The 6,068-nt window shown below is 52.7% G+C and carries 4 protein-coding genes; 1 reads left to right on the top strand and 3 read right to left on the bottom strand.

Annotated elements, in window-relative coordinates; genetic code table 11:
• Positions 1–188 precede the first annotated feature (188 nt).
• Both ACKI3C_RS12610 and ACKI3C_RS12605 read right to left on the bottom strand, forming a co-directional pair.
• On the bottom strand, positions 189–911 hold the full coding sequence (locus ACKI3C_RS12610) for a hypothetical protein (RefSeq protein ID WP_407405609.1): 723 nt from the start codon (positions 909–911) through the stop codon (positions 189–191).
• Between the two features lie 3 nt (positions 912–914).
• Positions 915–3,446 carry a hypothetical protein gene (locus ACKI3C_RS12605; protein WP_407405607.1) on the bottom strand — a complete coding sequence of 844 codons (2,532 nt, stop codon included), beginning with the start codon at positions 3,444–3,446 and terminating at the stop codon, positions 915–917.
• Between the two features lie 167 nt (positions 3,447–3,613).
• On the opposite strand from ACKI3C_RS12605, the gene ACKI3C_RS12600 reads away from it, so the two are divergent.
• Positions 3,614–4,297 (top strand): hypothetical protein, encoded by a 684-nt coding sequence (locus ACKI3C_RS12600; RefSeq protein WP_407405605.1) that lies wholly within the window; start codon positions 3,614–3,616, stop codon positions 4,295–4,297.
• 693 nt (positions 4,298–4,990) lie between these two features.
• Here ACKI3C_RS12600 and ACKI3C_RS12595 read toward each other — a convergent pair.
• Positions 4,991–5,539 (bottom strand): hypothetical protein, encoded by a 549-nt coding sequence (locus ACKI3C_RS12595; RefSeq protein ID WP_407405603.1) that lies wholly within the window; start codon positions 5,537–5,539, stop codon positions 4,991–4,993.
• Positions 5,540–6,068: the final 529 nt, after the last annotated feature.

The raw sequence follows: 6,068 nt of genomic DNA, 5'->3' as shown, positions 1-6,068 counted from the left end.
AAAACTATGAAAAACACACTGGGGACAGCCCGAGCGGCCGGGGCAAAGCCCCTTTGAGCGGAAAAAGCTACCGCCTGTTCTGGCTATTTTTCACAGCCTCTTGTCATTTGCGACTGCAAACATAGTAACTCTGTGGGAGATGGGAGATGGGAGATGGGAGATGGGAGGATGGGAGATAGGAGATGGGGTTACAGCCACAGGAAGAAGTCCTCGCGTTGGAGTTTGGGCGAGGCTATCAGGATTGCGATTTTCTCGTTGTTGAAGGTCTGCCCCATGGGCATGGCGTGCTTGCATTGTAGCCACAGGTCGTTAAGCGCGCTGTCGTTGTTGAGGTTGCGCATCACCACCACGGCAGTGCCTGCTAGTATCTCGTTGAGATAGGCGAGCAGGGCGTTGCTGTCGGTGCCGCTGGGCAGGTGGTCGATGAGCACAAACGGGTTACCGCCGGCGTTTTCCTGGTTTTTGCGGTAGTGCATGATTGCTGCGGCGATGTTGTCGCGGCATGTTATCCTGTTGCCCCAGGGCTCGAGCACACGCTGTGCCGCGGGGTGCGCTGTGGGCTGCGGGTCGCACAGGGTGATGGTGCTGCGGCTGTTCACCGCCAGCATGCACGAGCTAGCTAGTCCGCTGCCGGCTCCCACTTGCAGCATGGCTGAGGGATTGGCGTAGTTGGTGACGCGAAACAGCATCTTGGCGTTGCTCAGGGAGATGTCGGCCTTGCGTCGCCACCGGCTGCCGCTCATCGATGCCACAGCCTTGTGGATGCTCTCGATGGCGGGGTAACTGTAATAGGGCAGGCGTTCACGCAGCACCCACCGCACGAACTTGAAAGCGTGCGGCGAGTGTATGCCGAAACCGCGGCTGCGGTGATGCCGGCTCAATGCGGTGCGGTAACGCCTGAAAGTCCCCATCGTTTATTTCTTTTCAGGCTCTTCCTCTTTTTTCTTGCGGCTGAAGAACACTGCGACGTTCACCGCTAGCAGCAGCGCCACGAAGATCAGTATAATCGATGTGGTGGCAATGGTCTCGGTGGTGTGAACCTCCTGCGGGTCGAAGTGGAACACGATCTCGTGGTCGCCGGCAGGCACTTGCAGCGCGCGCAGCACGTAGTTCACGCGGCCCATTTCCACAGGCTTGCCGTCGATGGTGACATTCCATCCCCAGGGGAAGTAAATCTCGCTGAACACAGCCAGTCCGCCCTTTGCGCTGTGGCTCTTGTAGGTGAGCTTGTTGGGGGCGTAGGTGGTCTCGTAGATGGTGTCGCCGGGCTGGTGTGCCGCTGCGTCTTTGAGCACGTCCTTGAACTTGGCGTCGGCCACGGCATGAGTCGCCGGATTGAAGTTGTCGAGGAACGCCATCTCCTTGTCGGCATTATCGACGTAGGTGAGCGTATCTACAAACCATGCGTTGCCCAGTGCCTCGGGGTTGAGCTGCGCATTGTTGTTGTCAACGATGATATACTTGGTGTTGAGCATGTTGAACACGCTCATGTTGTTCTGCGAAATCTGGCGCTCGATCAGGTCGTTGTAGCGGGTGAGCTTGGCCGCGTGGTATCCGCCCACGGTCTTGTGGAAGTAAGACGAGCGGGCGTCGCCAAATCCGTGTATGTCGAGCACGCGGTAGTTGATGTCCTGGTCGGCGAGGATCTTGGTGTCAACGGGACGCGGGGTGATGGGGCCGCTGGTAGCATACTCTGCACCCACAAATGTCTCCTCGTTGATGTAACGCTTGTTGATGAGGAACATGTCGGCAAGCACAATCAAGGTGACGCAAGCAGCAGCGATGCCGCCTTTGAGTTTGCCCTTGAAAAAGAGGAACATGACCCCCGCGCCCAGCACGATGATGGCAAGGCTGCGCAGTGCATCGCTGCTCACCATCGAGGCGCGTGTGGCGCGTATGGCAGCGTCGAGAGTGGGCATCTGTTGCAGCTGACCTGTCTTTACAAAGTTGTCAATTTCCATTTGAGAGTACATCTCGCCGAAGATGCTAGGCACGAGGAACGCAACCGCGCACACCAGCGCACACAAGCCGAACGACACGAAGAACGCCACCTTGTGTTTGTTGAAGAAGTTCTCCTCGGTGAGCACTTGGTGCAGAGCCAGCACAGCGAGCAGCGGCATCGTGAACTCAGCGATGACGAGAATGCTCGACACGGTGCGGAACTTGTTATACATGGGGAAATGGTCGATAAACAGGTCGCTGAACCACATCATGTTGTGTCCCCACGAGAGCATCACGCTCAAGATGGTGACTGCCAGCAGAGCCCATTTCACGGGACCCTTGACCACGATGCAGCCCAGCAGGAACAGCGCGCAGATGAGCGCTCCGGCATAGACGGGGCCGTTGGTCATGGGCTGGTCGCCGAAGTATTGCAGGAAGTAAGGCTGGCACAGCAGGTTGTAGTCGTCCGAGCCTATTTCGCCCTTGTCGTAGAGTTTCTTGGCATTGTCGGTGTCGCCCAGCGTCAGTGGCTGGTTTTCGCCCTTCTGCGGCAGGATGCTTGCGCCGCCCTTCACGTTGGGGATGAGCAGCGTGAAGGTCTCGCTCAATCCGTAGCTCCATGCGGTGATGTATTCCTTGTCGAGACCGCCCTCGCTGGCTGTGGCGCTAGCCTCGCCGCCTTGCGGGGTGAGCTCGCTGTGGCCGGTGCGCATGGTCTCCTTGGAGTACTTGTAGGTGAGGTAGAGGTTAGGCGCGTTGGCTCCCACGGCAGCCGCAGCGGCAACCGAGAGCGCCAGGGTGGCGATGCACCACTGTGCAATCTTCTTGTCCATGATGGCCTTGACGAGGAAAGCAATCACCAGAGCTGCGATGACAAACGCGAAGTAGTAGGTCATCTGCACGTGGTTGCTCATGAGCTGCAATGCGGCAAAGAAGGCTGCCAGCGCTGCTCCGCCCAGGTACTTGCCGCGGTAGCACAGCACGATGCCGGCAATCGTGGGCGGCACGTAGGCCAGGGTGAGAAGCTTCCAGATGTGGCCTGCGCCTATCAGGATGAAGAAATAGCTGGAGAACGCATACCCGATGGCGCCCATGATGGCTACATACCACTTCACCTTGAAGGTGAGCATCAGGATGAAGAAGCCCAGCATCATGATGAATATCCAGCTCACAGGAGCGGGGAAGTTGAGAGTGTAGATGTGATCGGCCCATGAGAGGTAGGGCGAACTTGAGTAGGTGGGGCGAATCTGGAACGTGGGCATGCCGCCAAAGAGGGCATCGGTCCAGCGCGAAATCTCGCCAGTCTGCTCGGCGTGAGCAAGGATCTCCTGGCCGTTGGCCACGCCTTGCTGGCCGTCGTGGGTGTAGAGGACGTCGCCTCTCACGTCGTTAGGATAGAAGAAAATCCACGAAATAGCGGCAAAGGTCACCACGGCAATCACGAAGCCGAGCACCGACCGCAGGCTCACTGAACCAAACAATGTTTTGTCTAATTTGCTTTCCATATTTTAAGTTGTCTTGTTTTTGCTTAATTTGCAAAGTTACAACTTTTTTCACGAAAGTCGATAATCAGATGAGCGTTTTGTGGCAAATGTGTGGATAAAAGTTACATAAAAGTTTGCGATTACGTCGCAATATTGTTAACTTTGCCACCGATTAAAATTTAACAGCTATGAATATCAAACGACTTTTTGCATCATGCTTGCTGGCAGTGGTCGCATGCATCTTCTCATGGGCAACCAATGTGGTTGTCGATGGCACACACGTGCGTCTGCGCCTGGGCGCTTCGACCAGCGCGCAAATCCTCAGCGACGGCAATGGCGACCCCATCTATCCAGCCAAGGGCGCTGTGATCCCTTACCTCGCCACCGAGGGCAACTTCTACAAGGTGAACTACAACGGCACCGTGGCCTACATCTCACGCGACTACACCCACTTGAGCGATGCTGCCGCTCCTAGCAGCAAGGCGTCTAGCGCCAAGCTTAGCGCTCTGGAGAAGAAAGTCGTGGGCAAGCACATGCTCAGCCTCCAGTGGATATCATGGGACTACTTCGGATCATGTAACATCACCAAGGAAGGCGGCCGCCTGCGCTGCGTGGGTCAGCAGTTGAGCCGCGAGAACGAGGGCGACTACCTCAAGATTGACGGTTACATCACCATCGTGGACGAACTCAACCTTGAGTTCACCGGCACTATCCGCACCAAGATCTACCACCTCAACGGCGGTGAAGAATGGCTGCGCGAAGGAACCTACCACTTCAAGAGCACCCAGGGCCGCCGCTACTGGCGCATGCAGGAAATGGATGGTCCCGACGGCGTGACCGACTACGTGGACATCTACATGAAACGCAAGTAAAACTCCGAGAAAATCAACCAGTAAATAACCGGCAGCCAGGAAGGAAACTCCATCTTGGCTGCTTTTACATACCCCTGCTGGAACTCCCGCAGGGCCACCTTGTTCCGACGGCCCCCGGCCATCGGTTACGATGCAATGTAACGACTCGTCGTCAATTACCAGCTAGGGAAACCCACTGACCCTTCTTCTCTGTGCCTCCGTCCTAAATACAACCTAAGAGAAAAGGCGCTTCGCTTGAAATCAACTAAAAATTAACAAAAAATTTATTCTTTGTCAACATCTTCATGTTATACAAAAATGCTCGCAACAATATTCCTGGTGATGTTGTTTTTTGTCCTTTTCCCCCTCATTTTAGGCATAAAACCCTAATCAAATACACTGTGCGAGATAATAAAATTTCTTCTAATTTCGGATAATTTCTTTCAGTAAAAAGCAATCTCAGTTTAATCTGATAAATCCGTGTTTAAAAAATAAAATTATTCTAATTATTTTAATTTCTTTCAGTAAAAACCAAACTCAGTGGGAGATAATAAAATTTCTTCTAATTTCGGATAATTTCTTTCAGTAAAAAAACCTCTGTGACCTCTGTGTCTCCGTGGGAGATAGAACGATGCACTGTGACGACTCCGTCGTCAATTACCCGCCAGAAAAATCTGTTTTTCGGCGAAGCGGGGTTTTATCGTTTTTCGTTTTTTACTGGACACTAGTAATTGATTCTAAAACATCTTCTATTTCTCTTTTCATCAACTCTTTAGATTCCATGTTTTCTGTGTCTTTGGGGATTGTCCAGTGGAATTCTAGGGGAAGGATTGTCTCGGGTGCGGTGGGGTCGTTGGTGGTGATTGTGATGGTGGTGGCAAAGTTGGCTTTTTTCTGCTTTTGGCCGTCGATGCTCACTGTCAGTTTTTCGCTCTCGCCGGGTTTTATCGTTATGGGGAAATCGCGTTTTCTCCACGTTTTGCCTGTTTCCTCCCTGAACATAGTTTCCACCACCTCGTCGGGGCAGGTTGCACTGAACACCTCTAGGTCGCTGTTGCCCACATTGGTCAGCGTCACGGCATTACGTATGTGAAACGAATGGCAATGTACCAGGAGCCATGGGTCGGGCTTGCATTCGTCGCGCAGCGTGTCCACGTCAAGCATCAGGCGCGGACCCTCGGCGGCATCATCGGCCCATGCCAGGGATGCACTCAAACTCATGATGAGTATAACGAACAGTTGTGCAAATGTGAGATGTTTCATAATTCTTGCATTTTTTGTACGATGCAAAGTTATGAAAAAAATTCGGTTTTTCCGTTACATTAACACCTCATTTCTATAATCGTAAAAGATTAATAATCAAAGGTGTAAAAAATAAAATTCTCACTATTGCCTAATTGGGCGAACATAAAACCCCTTTCAGGCGGTGAAAGGCGTGCAGCCATTAAAATTCTCAACTTTAGCATTTATAGTATCAACAAGCAGATGAGGGTGTGTCAAAATGCAAAATTTTTGCATTGTTATCCCGCAAAAACATATTTTGACACACCCTCTAATCGGAGCAACTATTCAGCAATAGAATTTTGCAGAGTCCTCGCCAAGACCTTATGAAAATCTTTCTCTCGCACAAAGCATAAAGCAAAGAGAGGCTGAAAGCCGACACGCAGAACGCAGTTCTGCACATAACCCTGTCCTAACTGAGCGCAAGCGAAGGCAGGGCAGGGTAAACGCGATACACTATACTGCGGTTGAAGACCGCAACCTTGCACGTTTCGAGGTAGCGGTCTTCAAC

Source organism: Sodaliphilus sp. (genome assembly GCF_045598405.1).
In the GTDB taxonomy this organism is placed as follows: domain Bacteria; phylum Bacteroidota; class Bacteroidia; order Bacteroidales; family Muribaculaceae; genus Sodaliphilus; species Sodaliphilus limicaballi.
Note: the sequence above shows the minus strand (reverse complement) of the source record. Positions and strands in the feature narration are given on the sequence as shown.

Coding starts and splice junctions, on each gene's coding strand:
- ACKI3C_RS12610 (WP_407405609.1), bottom strand. CDS start 911: ATGGGGACTTTCAGGCGTTACCGCACCGCATTGAGCCGGCATCACCGC.
- ACKI3C_RS12595 (WP_407405603.1), bottom strand. CDS start 5,539: ATGAAACATCTCACATTTGCACAACTGTTCGTTATACTCATCATGAGT.
- ACKI3C_RS12605 (WP_407405607.1), bottom strand. CDS start 3,446: ATGGAAAGCAAATTAGACAAAACATTGTTTGGTTCAGTGAGCCTGCGG.
- ACKI3C_RS12600 (WP_407405605.1), top strand. CDS start 3,614: ATGAATATCAAACGACTTTTTGCATCATGCTTGCTGGCAGTGGTCGCA.